The organism is Alkalispirillum mobile, from assembly GCF_003664325.1.
In the GTDB taxonomy this organism is placed as follows: Bacteria; Pseudomonadota; Gammaproteobacteria; order Nitrococcales; family Halorhodospiraceae; genus Alkalilimnicola; species Alkalilimnicola mobilis.
The window spans coordinates 699,470-714,006 of sequence record NZ_RCDA01000001.1 but is presented as its reverse complement, the minus strand read 5'-3'; the positions used below and the strand labels follow the sequence as shown (position 1 = coordinate 714,006).

13 protein-coding genes are annotated in these 14,537 nt (G+C 67.2%); 6 read left to right on the top strand and 7 right to left on the bottom strand.

What is annotated here, in order from left to right:
* Positions 1–8: 8 nt before the first annotated feature.
* A complete protein-coding gene (locus DFR31_RS03340) occupies positions 9–362 on the bottom strand; it encodes an outer membrane protein assembly factor BamE (protein WP_170153583.1) in 354 nt (117 codons plus the stop codon).
* Between the two features lie 94 nt (positions 363–456).
* On the opposite strand from DFR31_RS03340, the gene fur reads away from it, so the two are divergent.
* Entirely contained in the window at positions 457–879 is a 423-nt protein-coding gene (gene fur, locus DFR31_RS03335; protein ID WP_121441228.1) for a ferric iron uptake transcriptional regulator, read from the top strand.
* 27 nt (positions 880–906) lie between these two features.
* Here fur and recN read toward each other — a convergent pair whose 3' ends face one another.
* Together recN and DFR31_RS03325 are read right to left on the bottom strand one after the other, a co-directional pair.
* Positions 907–2,601: a DNA repair protein RecN gene (recN, locus tag DFR31_RS03330; RefSeq protein ID WP_121441227.1), complete on the bottom strand. Its 1,695-nt coding sequence runs from the start codon at positions 2,599–2,601 to the stop codon at positions 907–909.
* 28 nt (positions 2,602–2,629) lie between these two features.
* Positions 2,630–3,523 carry an NAD(+) kinase gene (locus DFR31_RS03325; RefSeq protein WP_121441226.1) on the bottom strand — a complete coding sequence of 298 codons (894 nt, stop codon included), beginning with the start codon at positions 3,521–3,523 and terminating at the stop codon, positions 2,630–2,632.
* Between the two features lie 109 nt (positions 3,524–3,632).
* On the opposite strand from DFR31_RS03325, the gene hrcA reads away from it, so the two are divergent.
* From hrcA to dapB, 5 genes are all read left to right on the top strand, one after another.
* A complete protein-coding gene (gene hrcA, locus DFR31_RS03320; RefSeq protein ID WP_121441225.1) occupies positions 3,633–4,685 on the top strand; it encodes a heat-inducible transcriptional repressor HrcA in 1,053 nt (350 codons plus the stop codon).
* A 124-nt stretch (positions 4,686–4,809) separates the two neighbouring features.
* Complete coding sequence (gene grpE, locus DFR31_RS03315) at positions 4,810–5,451, top strand: nucleotide exchange factor GrpE (protein WP_121441224.1); 642 nt, start codon at positions 4,810–4,812, stop codon at positions 5,449–5,451.
* A 123-nt stretch (positions 5,452–5,574) separates the two neighbouring features.
* The gene (dnaK, locus tag DFR31_RS03310) at positions 5,575–7,527 is read left to right on the top strand and encodes a molecular chaperone DnaK (RefSeq protein ID WP_121441223.1); all 1,953 of its coding nucleotides are present in this window, start codon (positions 5,575–5,577) and stop codon (positions 7,525–7,527) included.
* Between the two features lie 106 nt (positions 7,528–7,633).
* Positions 7,634–8,788 (top strand): molecular chaperone DnaJ, encoded by a 1,155-nt coding sequence (dnaJ, locus tag DFR31_RS03305; protein WP_121441222.1) that lies wholly within the window; start codon positions 7,634–7,636, stop codon positions 8,786–8,788.
* 2 nt (positions 8,789–8,790) lie between these two features.
* Positions 8,791–9,594 carry a 4-hydroxy-tetrahydrodipicolinate reductase gene (gene dapB, locus DFR31_RS03300; RefSeq protein ID WP_121441221.1) on the top strand — a complete coding sequence of 268 codons (804 nt, stop codon included), beginning with the start codon at positions 8,791–8,793 and terminating at the stop codon, positions 9,592–9,594.
* A 27-nt stretch (positions 9,595–9,621) separates the two neighbouring features.
* On the opposite strand, the gene DFR31_RS03295 is transcribed toward dapB, so the two are convergent.
* The 4 genes from DFR31_RS03295 to DFR31_RS03280 form a co-directional block, all read right to left on the bottom strand.
* The gene (locus DFR31_RS03295) at positions 9,622–10,443 is read right to left on the bottom strand and encodes a sulfurtransferase (protein ID WP_121441220.1); all 822 of its coding nucleotides are present in this window, start codon (positions 10,441–10,443) and stop codon (positions 9,622–9,624) included.
* 110 nt (positions 10,444–10,553) lie between these two features.
* Entirely contained in the window at positions 10,554–11,768 is a 1,215-nt protein-coding gene (glcF, locus tag DFR31_RS03290) for a glycolate oxidase subunit GlcF (RefSeq protein WP_121441219.1), read from the bottom strand.
* Positions 11,769–11,775: 7 nt separating this feature from the next.
* The gene (gene glcE / locus DFR31_RS03285) at positions 11,776–12,840 is read right to left on the bottom strand and encodes a glycolate oxidase subunit GlcE (RefSeq protein ID WP_121441218.1); all 1,065 of its coding nucleotides are present in this window, start codon (positions 12,838–12,840) and stop codon (positions 11,776–11,778) included.
* A gap of 61 nt (positions 12,841–12,901) precedes the next feature.
* Positions 12,902–14,404: an FAD-linked oxidase C-terminal domain-containing protein gene (locus DFR31_RS03280; RefSeq protein ID WP_121441217.1), complete on the bottom strand. Its 1,503-nt coding sequence runs from the start codon at positions 14,402–14,404 to the stop codon at positions 12,902–12,904.
* Positions 14,405–14,537: the final 133 nt, after the last annotated feature.

Below are 14,537 nucleotides of genomic sequence, written 5' to 3'. Positions count from 1 at the left end.
GCCGCCGGTCAGCTGTCCTCCCAGTGCCCCGGCCGCAAGTCCCCGCTGATGTCTACCAGGCGGCCGTCCTCGAACTTCAGCGTCATGCGCTTTTTCTCCATGCTGCCACCCCCCGGGCGCAGGGTATGGACGTAATCCCAGCGGTCGGTGCGGAAGGGGTCGACTACAGCGGGGGGGCCCATGATCCGGCGCACCTGCTGCTGCGACATGCCGGGGCGCAATTCATCCACCATCTCCTGTGTCATGATGTTGCCCTGTTGGGCATCACGCTGATGGGTGAAGGGGATGCGGTCCACCTGCGCGCACCCGGTCACTAGAAGGGTGGTGGTGATGTATAATGCGAATAATGTGCGTTTGCCCATGTGCGTCTTCCGCCGTGATGGATGGGGGGCGTTGCCGTGGGGGCCGATGTTAGCGTATTCATGCAGCTGTGGCACAGCCTGAACGGGGGAAGTCTTGGAGTCCAACAATCTTCGGAAAGCCGGCCTGAAGGTGACCCTGCCTCGGGTGAAGATCCTCGAGATCCTGGAGCAGAAGCGCGACGACCACATGTCGGCCGAGGACGTGTACAAGGCGCTGATGGACGCCGGCGAGGATATCGGTCTGGCCACGGTCTACCGGGTGCTGACGCAGTTCGAGACGGCGGGCATCGTTACCCGGCACAACTTTGAGGGCAATCAATCGGTCTTCGAGCTTGATGATGGCAGCCACCACGACCACCTGATCTGCGTGGAGTGCGGTCACATCGAGGAGTTTGTGGACTACCTGATCGAGATCCGTCAGCGCGAGGTGGCCATGCAGCACGGCTTTGAGCTGCGTGACCATGCGTTGATCCTCTACGGCATCTGCAACAATTGCCAATCCGCCAAGCGGCGCTGACCCGCAAGCGGGGCCGGCCCGCCGGAGCTAAGACGTGGCGGTGTCGGCCCCCGCGCCGCGCTCCAGCATCTCGCGGGCGGAGGCCAGGGTGTTGTCGCTGATCTCCACGCCGCCGAGCATGCGGGCAACCTCCTGGATGCGCTGCTCGCCGAGCAGCGGTGTGACCCGGGTGCGGGTCTGCTCTGCCTCGGTTTGCTTGCTCACGCGGTAATGGCAGCCCGCTTGCGCCGCCACCTGGGGCAAGTGGGTAATGCACAGGACCTGGTAGCGGCGGCCCAGCGAGGCGAGCAGCCGGCCCACCACCTCAGCCACCGCCCCCCCGATACCGCTGTCCGCCTCATCGAAGACCAGGGTGAGGGTGGGCGTGCCGGTGCCCTTGGCGCTGGCGACCTGCAACGCCAGCCCCAGGCGTGACAGCTCGCCCCCGGAGGCGACCTTCGCCAGCGGGCCGGCCGGTTGCCCGGGGTTGGTGCGAACCAGGAACTCCACCTGGTCCAAGCCGTGCGGGGTGGGGTCGCCGTCCGGGTCGTGACCGAGCTGGATCTGCAATTCCGCGCCGCCCATGCTCAGCTCCGCCAACAGCTCGGCAACACGCTTTTCCAGGGCGGTAGCGCTCTGCTGGCGGTTGTTGCTCAGCTGCAGGGCGGCGTCCCGGTAGGCCCGCTCCAGGCTCTGCCGCTGTTCCCGTAGTTGTTGCACGCGCTCGCCGGCGCCTTCCAGCTTGTCCAGCTCGGCCTGGAGCGTATCGAGTCGCTCGGGCAATGCCTCCGGCCGGCAGCGGTGTTTGCGGGCCAGGTCGCTGAGTTGGCCAAGTTGCTCCTCGGCCCAGGCCAGGCGCTCCGGGTCCACCTCCAGGTGGTCGGCGAAGCGGCGCAGCGCATCACACCCTTCCTCCACCTGGACCAGCGCATTGGCGAACAGCTCGCGGGCTTCGTCCAGGGTCGGGTCGAGGCCGGCCTGTTCCTCCAATTCCCGGCCCGCCCGTCCGAGGGCAGCCTGCGCGGATTGCTCATCGTCGTAGAGTTGATTGAGCAGTTGCTGGGCCATCTGGATCAGCGCACCGGCATTGGCCAGCCGCTTTTGCTCCTGCTCCAGCCCTTCGATGCCCTCTCGGGTGAGCTCCAGGGCGGTGAGTTCCTCGACCTGGTAGCGCAGCAGGGCGATACGGTCCTCGTGGCTGTCCTGGTCGCCCTCCAGCGCCTGCAATTCCTCGTCCACATCGCGGATCTGCTGATAGAGGTCGCGTACCCGGTCCAGGGGCGCGGTTTCCTCGCCGTGTTCGTCCAGGATCTGGCGTTGCACGTGGCGGCGCAGCAGCAGCTGGTGGGCGTGCTGGCCGTGAATGTCGACCAGCTGCTCGCCGAGGCCCTTCAGCAGGTTCAGCGGCGCCGGACGGCCATTGATATAGCCGCGGGTGCGGCCGCTTTCGTGGATCGTGCGGCGAAGGATGCAGTCGCCATCCTCGTCCAGGTCGTGCTCGGCAAGCCAGTCGTGGACGGGGCTGTCGTCGGCCAGTCGGAAGCCAACGCTCAGATCGGCGCGCTGGGTACCCGGGCGGACGGTACCGCTTTCGGCCTTGTCGCCGAGACACAGCCCGAGGGCGTCCAGCAGGATGGATTTGCCGGCACCGGTCTCGCCGGTCAACACATTCATGCCGGGCCCGAAGTCCAGTTCCAGCTGATCGACAATGGCGAAGTCGCGGATATGGATGTGGCTCAGCATCGGCTGGCAGCGCTCCCTTGCTCTGGTGTCAGCGCAGGTTGGTATCACCCCAGCGCAGCTTGGCGCGCAGAATCTCGAAGTAGCCGTGGCTGGCGGGGTGGATGAGGTGTGCCTGCTGCGGGAATTTGCGGATCCGGATCCGGCCGTTATCGGTCAGGGCCAGGTCGTCCTGGCTGTCACAGCTGACGCGGATGTGCCGGGTGTTGCCCTCGTTGAGCTCAATCTCCACGACACTGTTGCCCGGGATGACCAGCGGCCGATTGCTCAGGGTGTGCGGGCAGACGGGCACCAGCACCATGGCATCCACTCCCGGATGGGTGATCGGGCCCCCGCTGGCCATGGCGTAGGCGGTGGAGCCGGTGGGCGTGGAGATGATCAACCCGTCGGACCGGTGGTCGTTGAGCAGCTCCCCGTTGACGTAGGTGCGGAAGTCGATCATCCGCGAGGTGTTCCAGCGGTGCAGTACTACGTCGTTGAGCGCCATGGCCTGGCTGTGGACGCCATCGGTGTTGATCGATTCGGCCAGCAGCAGCGTGCGGTCGTCGCGCACGTAATGGCCGGCCAGCACGGCCTCGAGTTCCGGCGCCAGGCGGGCGGGGGAGACGTCTACCAGAAAGCCGAGCCGCCCGCGGTTCACCCCCAGGATCGCAATGTCATGTTTGATCAGCGAGCGGGCGGTGCTCAACAGCGTGCCATCGCCCCCCACCGAGATGACCAGGTCGGCCGCCCGGCCCAGGGCCTGGCGCTCCATGGTGGCGAGCCCCTGCAGTCCGAGCTGACCCGTGGACTGCTCATCCAGGATGACCTCGCGCTGGTGGCTCCGAAGCAGATCCACCAGGCCCTGCACCGTTTCGGCGATACTGGGGTCATCCGGCTTGCCGGTGATGGCAACGACGGGGAAATGCTGGGTTGGGGTGCTCATGTTGCGGGCAAAGTTATCACGCCCTTGCGGTATCGCCAATCTTGCAGCGCGGCACCGGCGACTGTGCCCCATGGCTGTCACAACGCGGGGGCGCGGGTACAATAGCCTTATGAGCCAGCCACGTGAGACAAAGGAGTTGACCCCGCGGGCCCGCCACCTGCTGCGGACCCTGGTGCAGTGCTATATCAGTGATGGCCGGCCGGTGGGATCACGCACCTTGCTCAAGGCCTCGGGGCTGTCGGTCAGCTCCGCCACGGTCCGTAATGTGATGGCCGAGCTGGAGGACATGGGTTACGTCTGCTCCCCTCACACCTCCGCCGGCCGACAGCCCACTGACAAGGGCTACCGGTTTTTCGTCGACACGTTGCTGACCGCCCGGCCGTGGGACAACCGCGAGCTGGACCGTCTGGCGCTGCGCCTGGACGGGGGTGAGCGCACCGATGATCTGCTCGGCTCGGCCTCCAGCCTGCTTTCCGGGCTCACCCACTACGCCGGGGTGGTCACGGTGCCGCGCCAGGACCTGCGCGCCCTGCGCCATATCGATTTCCTGCCCCTGTCCGGCAACCGGGTGCTCGCCATCGTGGTGCTCAACGAGAGCGAGGTGGAGAACCGGGTCATTGAGACCGACCGTGCCTACCAGGAGTCCGAGTTGCGCGCCATCAGCAACTACCTGAACGCGCAGTTCGGCGGCTGCGACGTCTACCGGGTGCGCCAGGCCCTGGTGGAGGCCATGCAGCACGACCGCCAGCGCATGGACCAGCTGATGCAACTGGCCTTCGAGATGGGCGAAAAGGTCTTCAGCGAGGCGGAGGGCGAAGAGGACTACGTAGTGGCCGGCGAGACCAACCTGATGGCCCTGTCCGAGCTCTCTGACGTGGACAAGCTGCGCGAGCTTTTCCGCGCCTTCAACGAAAAGCAGGACATCCTGCACCTGCTGGACCGCTGCCTGTCCGCCGAGGGGGTGCAGATCTTCATCGGCCAGGAGGCCGGCTACCGCGTGTTCGACGGGTGCAGCCTGGTCACCGCACGCTACGCGGTGGAGGGGCGCCCAGTGGGCGTGCTGGGCGTCATCGGCCCCACCCGCATGGCCTACCAGCGGGTCATCCCCATCGTCGATATGACCGCCCAGTTGCTGGGTGCGGCCTTGAATCAGTCCCGCTGAATCCCCATATGCCTGACTAGACCAGCGCCCTGCCTCGGCGGGGCGTGCGGGGCCGTGCGCGCCAAGGCGTCGGGCAGCGGCCCCTTTGCCGTTCACACGAACCTGAAATCCGCGGAGAACCAGCATGAGCGACAAGCAGCGAGAGGCCGAGCGCAAGCAAGCCGAGGAAGAGGCGCGCAGCGAGGCGCAGACCGCCGGCAACGACGAGCAGACGCCGGAGGAGGGCAACGAGGCGGCGGAGGAGGCTGCAGACGAGGTGGCCGAACTCCGCCAGGCCCTCGAGCAGGCGCAGGCCAAGGCCGAAGAGAACTGGAACGAGTGCCTGCGCGCCCGGGCGGAGATGCAGAACATCCAGCGGCGTGCCCAGGCGGATGTGGAGAAGGCGCGCAAGTACGCGGTGGAGAAGATCGCCGGTGACCTGCTCGGTGTGAAGGACAGCCTGGAGATGGGGGTCAAGGCCGCCACCGACGAGGGCGCCGACCCGCAGAAGCTGCTCGAGGGCTCCGAGCTGACCCTCAAGATGCTCAGCCAGGTGTTGGAGCGGTTCAACGTCGAGGAGGTCAACCCCGAGGGTGAGCGCTTCAACCCGGAATACCACGAGGCGGTGGCGGCCCAGCCCTCCCATCAGCACGAGCCCAACACTGTGCTCAACGTGATGCAGAAGGGCTACGCCCTGCATGACCGGGTGCTGCGGCCGGCCATGGTGGTGGTCTCGCAGAAGGCGCCCGAGCCGCCGCAGTCGGGGTCCATCGACGAGCAGGCCTGATTGATTTGCATGCGCGCCCTTGAAATGTCCGGGCGCGGCCCCATGTAAAGGGGCAGACAGAGAATAGCAGCCGGGCGGCGCGCCCGGGCAGCGTCAACAGACACCAGCATTCAGGAGCAATTTATGAGCAAGATCATCGGCATCGACCTGGGTACCACCAACTCCTGCGTGGCCGTCATGGAGGGTGGCAGCGCCCGGGTTCTGGAGAACAGCGAAGGCGATCGCACCACGCCCTCCGTGGTGGCCTTTGCCGAAGACGGCGAGGTGCTCACCGGGGCGCCGGCCAAGCGCCAGTCGGTCACCAACCCGGAAAACACCGTCTTTGCGGTCAAGCGCCTGATCGGCCGCCGCTTCGAGGAAGACGTGGTGCAGCGCGACGTGCGCGAGATGCCCTACAAGATCGTCAAGGCGGACAACGGTGACGCCTGGGTCGAGGTGCGCGACAAGAAGATGGCGCCGCCGGAGATCTCCGCCCGCACGCTGCAGAAGATGAAAAAGACCGCCGAGGACTACCTGGGCGAGACCGTCACCGAGGCGGTGATCACCGTGCCGGCCTACTTCAACGACTCCCAGCGCCAGGCCACCAAGGATGCGGGCAAGATCGCCGGCCTCGAGGTCAAGCGCATCATCAACGAGCCCACCGCGGCGGCGCTGGCCTATGGCCTGGACAAGAAGGGCGGCGATCGCAAGGTGGCCGTCTACGACCTGGGCGGTGGCACCTTCGACATCTCCATCATCGAGATCGCCGAGGTGGACGGCGAGCACCAGTTCGAGGTGCTGGCCACCAACGGTGACACCTTCCTGGGTGGCGAGGACTTCGACCGGGCGGTCATCGATTACCTGATCGCCGAGTTCAAGAAGGACCAGGGCATCGACCTGGGCGGCGACCGCCTGGCCATGCAGCGCCTGAAGGAGGCCGCCGAGAAGGCCAAGATCGAGCTCTCCTCCGCCCAGCAGACCGAGGTGAACCTGCCCTACATCACCGCCGACCAGGCCGGTCCCAAGCACCTGGCGGTGAAGCTGACCCGGGCCAAGCTCGAGTCGCTGGTGGAAGACCTGGTCAAGCGCACCATCGAGCCCTGCAAGGTGGCGCTGAAGGACGCCGGTCTGTCCGCCTCCGAGGTGGACGAGGTGATCCTGGTGGGCGGCCAGACCCGCATGCCCAAGGTGCAGGAGGCCGTCACCGAGTTCTTCGGCAAGGAGCCGCGCAAGGACGTCAACCCGGACGAGGCCGTGGCCGTGGGTGCCGCCATCCAGGGCGGTGTGCTCGGCGGCGACGTCAAGGACGTGCTGCTGCTCGACGTCACCCCGCTCTCCCTGGGTATCGAGACCCTGGGCGGTGTGATGACCAAGCTGATCGAGAAGAACACTACCATCCCGACCAAGGCCTCGCAGACCTTCTCTACTGCCGAGGACAACCAGGGGGCGGTGACCGTGCACGTGCTCCAGGGTGAGCGCGAGATGGCCAGCGCCAACAAGAGCCTGGGCCGGTTCGACCTGACCGACATCCCGCCGGCCCCGCGTGGTGTGCCGCAGATCGAGGTCACCTTCGACATCGACGCCAACGGCATCCTGCACGTCTCCGCCAAGGACAAGGCCACCGGCAAGGAGAACAAGATCGTCATCAAGGCCTCCTCCGGGCTGTCCGAGGACGAGATCGAGAAGATGGTCCAGGACGCCGAGGCCCACGCCGAGGAGGACCGCAAGGCCCGCGAGCTGGTGGAGGCCCGGAACCAGGCCGACAACATGATCCACGCCACCAACAAGTCCCTGAAGGAGTACGGTGACCAGATCGACACCGGCGAGAAGCAGGGCATCGAGGAGGCGATCAAGGAGCTGGAAGAGGTCATGAAGGGCGATGACAAGGAGGCCATCGAGGCCAAGACCCAGCAGCTGGCCGAGCGCTCTGGCAAGCTCGCCGAGAAGATGTACGCCGCCCAGGGCGGTGAAGAGGCGGCGGAACAGGCCGCCGGCGGCGAGCAGCAGCAGTCCGGCAGCGGCAAGTCCGAGGACGACGTGGTCGACGCGGAGTTCGAGGAGGTCAAGGATCAGGAACAGGATCAGGACCGCAAGTAAGCCGGCGCTCAGCGCTCAAAGCTGACGGACGAGGCGCAGGCCGGTATGCTCACCGGTCTGCGCCTTCGCCGTTGTGGCCCATCCTGAAAAGCCTGGAACCTGCATCATGTCGAAACGCGATTTTTATGAAGCCTTGGGCGTTGCCCGTAACGCCTCGGACTCCGAGATCAAGAAGGCCTACCGCCGCATGGCCATGAAGTACCACCCGGACCGTAATCCGGGGGACAAGGAGGCCGAGGCGCGTTTCAAGGAGGTCAAGGAGGCCTACGAGGTGCTGTCCGACCAGCAGAAGCGGGCAGCCTACGACCAGTTCGGCCATGCCGGGGTGGATCCGTCCGCCGGCATGGGCGGTGGCGGTGGCCCGGGCGGTCCGGGCGGGCCCGATTTCGCTGACATCTTCTCCGATGTCTTTGGCGACATCTTCGGCGGCGGTGGCCGCCGCGGCGGTGGCGGTGGGCGCCGCGTCTTCCGCGGTGCCGACCTGCGCTACAACCTCGAGCTTTCCCTGGAAGACGCCGTCCGCGGCACCGAGGTGCAGATCCGCGTGCCCACCCAGGAGGTGTGCGACAGCTGCGACGGCAAGGGCACCGCCGAGGGCAGCCAACCCGAGACCTGTCCCACCTGTAAGGGGCACGGGGATGTGCGCATCCAGCAGGGGTTCTTCTCGGTCCAGCAGGCCTGCCCGCGTTGCGGTGGCAGCGGGTCGGTGATCACCGACCCCTGCCGCAAGTGCGGTGGTCGCGGCCGGGTACAGTCCCAGAAGACCCTGTCCGTGCGGGTACCGGCCGGGGTGGACACTGGGGATCGCATTCGCCTGTCCGGCGAGGGCGAGCCGGGGGAGAACGGCGGCCCGCCCGGCGACCTGTACGTCCAGGTGATGGTCCGCGAGCATGAGTTCTTCCAGCGCGACGGGGCCAACCTGCGCTGCGAGGTGCCCATCAGTGTCACCAAGGCCGCCCTCGGCGGTGAGGTGGAAGTGCCCACGCTGGACGGTCGGGTCAACCTGCGGATCCCCGCTGGCACCCAGTCCGGCAAGGTCTTCCGGGTGCGTGGCAAAGGGGTAAAGCCGGTGCGCGGCGGCCCGCAGGGCGACCTGCTGTGCCGGGTGCACGTGGAGACGCCGGTCAACCTGACCAGGAAGCAGAAGGAATTGCTGGAGGAGTTCGGCCGGACCATGGACGACACCGGCGACAAGCACACCCCGCGTACCAGCTCCTGGCTGGACAAGGCCCGTAAGTTCTTCGAAGACTGGAAGCTCTGACCATGACCACTCGCATTGCAATCGTGGGCGCCGCCGGCCGTATGGGCCGCATGCTGATCGAGGCAGTGGGCGAGGCCGAAGGGGCCGAGCTGGCGGCCGCCGTGGACCGGCCGGGCAGCCCCTTTGTCGGGGCCGATGCCGGCGAGCTGGCCGGTATCGGCCGGCTCGGGCTGACCGTGGGCGATGACCTGGAAGCCGCCCTGGCCGAGGCGGACGTGCTCATCGATTTCACCCTGCCCGAGGCCACGGAGGGCGTGCTTGCCGCCTGTCGCAAGACTGGCACCGCGCTGGTGATGGGCACTACGGGACTGGGTGATGCGCAGCTCTCCGCCTTGGATACCACCGCGCAGGCCATCCCGCTGGTCTTCGCCCCCAACTACAGCACCGGGGTCAACCTGACGCTGAAGCTGGCCGAGCTGGCCGCCAAGGCACTGGGCGACAGCGTGGATATCGAGATCATCGAGGCGCACCACCGCCATAAGGTGGATGCCCCCTCCGGGACCGCGCTGGCGCTGGGTGAGCGGGTGGCCGACGCCCTGGGCCGGGACCTGAAAGCGTGTGCGGTGTACGGCCGGGAGGGTCGCACCGGTGAGCGCGACCGGCAGACCATCGGCTTCGAGACCATCCGCGCCGGGGATATCGTGGGAGAGCACACGGTGCTGTACGCCGGTAACGGTGAGCGCATCGAGATCACCCACCGCGCCTCCAACCGGATGACCTTCGCCGCCGGTGCCGTGCGCGCCGCCCTGTGGGTGGCGGGCCAGCAGCCGGGGCGCTACGACATGCAGGACGTGCTCGGCATCTGACGGCCGGGCACGTCCCGTGCCACTCCTTCAGTCCTCTACCGGGGTATCCGGCCGGTTGCCCCATTCCGACCAGGAGCCGTCATAGCCCCGCACCTTGTCAAAGCCCAGGTGGCGCAGCATGACGTAGGTGAGCGAAGAACGGTGGTGGGTCTGACAATGGGTGACCACCTCTTGCTCCGGGTTGAGGCCGCGCTCGTCGAGCATGGCCCGCAGGGTATCGTCGGGCAGCAGCTTCAGGTGGTTGGCCCGGTCCATGGTTTCCAGCCAGTCGAGGTTGACCGCGCCGGGGATATGCCCGCCGCGCTGGGATCGTACGTCCTCACCGCGGTATTCCGGTGCCGAGCGGGCATCCAGCACCGCCACGTCGGGGTTGTCCACCCGCTGCATCAGCCAGCCGCACTCGGCGCGGTACTCGGGGTGTCGCAGCACGGCCCGATAGTCACTGCGCGTGGGCTCGACCCGCCCGGCCTCCAGGGCGTGCCCTTCACCCGCCCAGGCCACGACACCGCCGTTGAGCCAGGAGCGATGGGGGTGGCCCAGCAGGTCCAGGGTCCAGACAAGGCGCCCGGCCCTGCCGCCGCCATTGCGATCGCACGCCACCACGTGGGTCTCCGGGGTAAGGCCGATCGCCGACAGGGCCGAGGACAGGCTGTCCATTTCCGGCAGCAGCCCCATGGCCGGCGGGGCCTGACGGAGCAGACAAGCGAACGGCAGGTGCACTGCCCCGGGGATGTGGCCCTGCTCATAGTCATTCTCATCGCTGAGATCGACCACCAGCAGGTCATCGCGCTGTGCCAGCGCGGCTTCCAGCTGCGCGGGTTCCAGAACCAGGGGGAGTGCTTCGGCCATGGGGGTCCCTCTTTCAGGTGCGTGACGATCGGTCAGCCCGTGGGCATTGCGTAACCCGATAGTCTACCGGCCGGGTCGGTTATCTGTCACCGCCCGGCCGGCGATCGCGGTCAGCGGACCGTCAGCAGTTCCACCCAATGACGCACGGGGACCTTGGCCTCGTCGCCCAAGTGGGTCTGGCAACCCACGTTGGCGGTGACGATCATCTCCGGCTTGGCCGGCTCGATATTGTCCAGCTTGCGCCGGCGCAGCCGTTTGGCCATCTCCGGTTGCAGGACCGAGTAGCTGCCGGCGGACCCGCAGCACAGGTGCGGCTCACCGATGGGCGTGAGTTCGAACCCGGCCTTGCGCAGCACCGCCTCCACCCGCCCGGGCATCTTCTGCCCGTGCTGAAGGGTACAGGGGCAGTGGAAGGCGATACGCCGGGGGGCATCGGCTCTGGGCGCTAGCCTGTCTGCCATGCCCTCGATCAGTTCCACCGGGTCCACGGCCAGCCGGGCGACCTCCGCCGCTTTCTCGGCGTAGTCCGGGTCGTTGCGCAGGAAATACCCGTAGTCCTTGACCTGGGCGCCGCAACCGCTGGCGTTGACGACGATGGCATCGGCGCCGTTCTGGATCTCGGGCCACCAGGCGTCGATATTGCGCTTCATGTAACCGTGGGCGCCTTCCGGCTCGCCCAGGTGCTGATGGAGCGCGCCGCAGCAACCGGCCTTCGGTGTGCGCACCACCTCAATGCCGGCTTCGCCCAACAGGCGGACGGTCTCGGGATTGGTGGCCGGGGTCATGGCCGGCTGCGCGCAGCCTTCCAGGAGCAGCACGCGGCGCGTGGCCTGCTTGGGTGCCTCGGGCCAGGTCGGGGCCGATTCCTTGGCCGGCAGCTTGTCGCGCAACGCGCCGGGTACCAGGGGGCGCGCCGCCTGGCCGAGGGTCATCAGCGTGGAGAATACCTTGGGGTTGGGCACAGCCGTACGGATGAACCAGCGCAAGGCGCGTTTCTCGTTGCGCGGCACCTTCTGTTCCACAACCTCGCGGCCGATGTCGGCCAGCTTGCTGTATTCCACGCCGGAGGGGCAGGTGCTCTCGCAGGCGCGGCAGGTGAGGCAGCGGTCCAGGTGCAGCTGGGTCTCCCCAGTGGGCTCGTGGCCCTCGAGCACCTGTTTGATGAGGTAGATGCGCCCGCGGGGGCTGTCCAGCTCGTTGCCCAACTCCTGGTAGGTGGGGCAGGTGGCCAGGCAGAAGCCGCAGTGGGTGCAGGTGCGCAGGATGCGCTCGGCCTCTTTGCCGGCGTCGGTGTCCTTGATGAAATCAGCGATATGGGTCTGCATGGCGGCCTCAGAAGTCTGCGTAGAGTCGGCCCGGGTTCAGGATACCCTCGGGGTCGAAGGCCTTCTTGATGTTGCGGTGCAGGTGCTGGAAGATGCCGCCGTTGCTGGGCAGCACGTCCGCCTCGCGGTCGCCGCCGCGGAAGCTGCGGGCGTGACCGCCCACGGCGCGGGCGGCCTGATGCAGGGCACTGAAGTCCTGCTCGCCACCGAGCCAGACCTGTTGGCCATTCCAGTCCAGCAGCGCGTTGTGCAGCAGCTGCTCGGGCAGTTGGCGACCGGGAGGCAGCGCCACGCGCCAGAGCTGCGCCTGGTCCTGGAACCAGGGCAGGCGATGGTCACGCAGGTCCTGCCAGAACTGAAGGTCCTCCGCCTCACCGCCGATCATCTCCCGGGCGGCGTCCACGCCCAGGGCCGACCCGGAGAGCCGCAGGTGCAGCCGCTGGCCGTCGTGGGCACTGCCGGTGACCGGCGCGCCCTTGGCCTGCCAGTCCGAGACCTGCCGGAAGGCGTCATCGCGGTCCAGTTCCAGCGCCAGCGCCAGTTCCTTTTCCGGGCGGGGCAGAACCTTCAGCGAGACCTCCAGCAGCACGCCCAGGGTGCCCAGGGCACCGGCCTGCAGTCGGGATACATCGTAGCCGGCCACGTTCTTCATGACCTCGCCACCGAAATGCACGTCTTCGCCCCGGCCGTTGACCAGCCGGCAGCCCAGCACCAGGTCGCGGGCCGCGCCCGCGAAGGGGCGGGCGGGGCCGGACAGCCCCGTGGCGATGGCGCCACCCAGGGTCCCCTCGCCGCCGAACTGCGGCGGCTCGAAGGGCAGCATTTGGCCGGCGTCGGCGAGTATCTGTTCCAGTTCAGCGAGCCGGGTACCGGTGCGGGCAGTCAGCACCAGTTCGGTCGGTTCGTAATTGACGATGCCGGTGTGTTCGGTCGTGGCGAGCGGTTCGCCGGTCGGCGTCCGGCCCAGAAACCGCTTGCTGCCACTGCCCTGGATCTCCAGGGCGGCACCGGACCGGACGGCCGCTGCCACCCGCTCCTGTATCGACTGGCTGTGATCGTTGCTCTGACTCATAAAGGGTGTCCTGACAAAAAGCAGGCCGCCGGCGCTCGCGGGCGCAACCGGCGGCCTGGTCTCAGAAGCGCTCGATATCCGGGAAGGGCAGTTCGCCCTTGTGCACATGCATGGCGCCGAACTCGGCACAACGGTTCAGCGTTGGGATGGCCTTGCCCGGGTTCAACAGCCCCTTCGGGTCGAAGGCCCGCTTGAGGGCGAAGAACTGCTCCAGCTCCGGCGGACTGAACTGGGCGCACATCTGATTGATCTTCTCCATGCCGACGCCGTGCTCGCCGGTGACGGTGCCGCCCACCTCCACGCACAGCTCCAGGATGCGACCGCCGAGCTCCTCGGTGCGCTCCAGCTCGCCCGGGACGTTCCCGTCGTAAAGCACCAGCGGGTGCAGGTTGCCGTCCCCGGCGTGGAAGACGTTCACCACGCGCAGTCCGTACTCCTCGGACAGCGCTTGCATGCGGTTGAGCACCGTGGACAGGTGCTTGCGCGGGATGGTGCCGTCCATGCAGTAGTAATCGGGCGAGATACGACCCACGGCGGGGAAGGCCGCTTTGCGGCCGGCCCAGAAAGCCTGGGCCTGTTCCGGGGTCTCGGCGATGCGAATCTCGGTGGCGCCGTAGCTCTCCATCAGCTTGCTCACCTGGGCGCACTGGGCGGCGACCTCGGCCTCGCTGCCGTCCAGCTCACAGATGAGGATGGTGGCGGCATCCACCGGGTAGCCGGCGTGGACAAAGTCCTCGGCGGCGCGGATGGCCGCGTTGTCCATCATTTCCAGGCCCCCGGGGATGATCCCGTCGCCGATGATGCCGGCCACGGCCTCACCGCCGGCCTCCACCGTGGGGAAGGCGGCCAGCATGACCTTTTTGGTCAGCGGCTCCGGCAGTAGCTTGACGGCGACCTCCACCACCACGCCGAGCATGCCCTCGGAGCCAATGATGGCGGCGAGCATGTCGTAGCCGGGGGCATCCGGCGCCTCGCTGCCGATCTTCAGCACCTCGCCGTCGATGGTGACCAGGGTGACCTCCAGCACGTTGTGGATGGTCAGGCCGTACTTCAGGCAGTGCACGCCGCCGGCGTTCTCCGCCACGTTGCCTCCGATGCTGCAGGCGATCTGGGAGGAGGGGTCGGGGGCGTAATAAAGGCCGTAGGGCGCGGCGGCCTCGGAGACGGCCAGGTTGCGCACGCCGGGCTGTACCCGTGCAACGCGGCGTTCCGCGTCCACGTCCAAAATGCGGTTGAAGCGGGAGAGGCTCAGCAGGATACCTTGCGGATGGGGCAGGGCGCCGGCAGAGAGGCTGGTGCCTGCACCCCGGGCAACGACCGGCACCTCCAGTTCGTTGCAGATGCGCAGGATCGCCTGCACCTCTTCCACGGTGTCGGGCAGCACGGCGGCGACCGGCAACTGACGGTACGCGGCGAGGCCGTCGGTCTCGTAGGCTCGCAGGGCCTCTTCGTTGGTGATCAGCGCTTCGGGGTTGGCCAGCACCTGGCCCAGCCGGGCGACCAAGTCTTCCCGGTTGTACTCGAAGCGGCAATCATCCTCCAAGTAAACGGAGTGTGCGCTCATGACGATGAGTCTCTCAACGGTGGGCTATTGTCTAGTTGTCTGACCAATTTATCAGGAATCGGACCGAGATGTGAAACCCGCTCGGGCCCGTTGGGGTCAAAATGACCCAAAGGGCAGCAGCCTTTCTCTATAC